Here is a 279-nt window from a genome sequence, read left to right as displayed (position 1 = left end):
GATGAGATCATGGGCTATCTGTCCTCGGGCAAGGGCGTGGTCGTGCACCGCATGGAGTGCCCCAACCTGCCCGAGCTGCAGAAGAGCCCCGAGCGCTGGGTGCCGGTCGACTGGGACCGCGAGGTCGAAGGCGACTTCCGCGCTGGCCTGCGGGTCGAGGTGCTGAACAAGCCCGGCGTGCTCGCGCAGGTCGCGGCGGCGATTGCCGAAGCCGAATCGAATATCGACAACGTCGAGTACCAGGAGCGCGACCTGCGCATGGCGGTGATGCACTTCGGC

General features: G+C 67.0%; 1 protein-coding gene. It reads left to right on the top strand.

Annotated elements, in window-relative coordinates; all coding sequences use genetic code 11:
- Positions 1-279, top strand: a 279-nt coding sequence (locus tag FLQ44_RS17165; RefSeq protein ID WP_147695378.1) for an ACT domain-containing protein, incomplete at both ends; no start/stop codon positions are given.

The sequence above is a fragment of the Vogesella mureinivorans genome (genome assembly GCF_007644035.1).
GTDB lineage: Bacteria > Pseudomonadota > Gammaproteobacteria > Burkholderiales > Chromobacteriaceae > Vogesella > Vogesella mureinivorans.
Note: the sequence above shows the minus strand (reverse complement) of the source record. Positions and strands in the feature narration are given on the sequence as shown.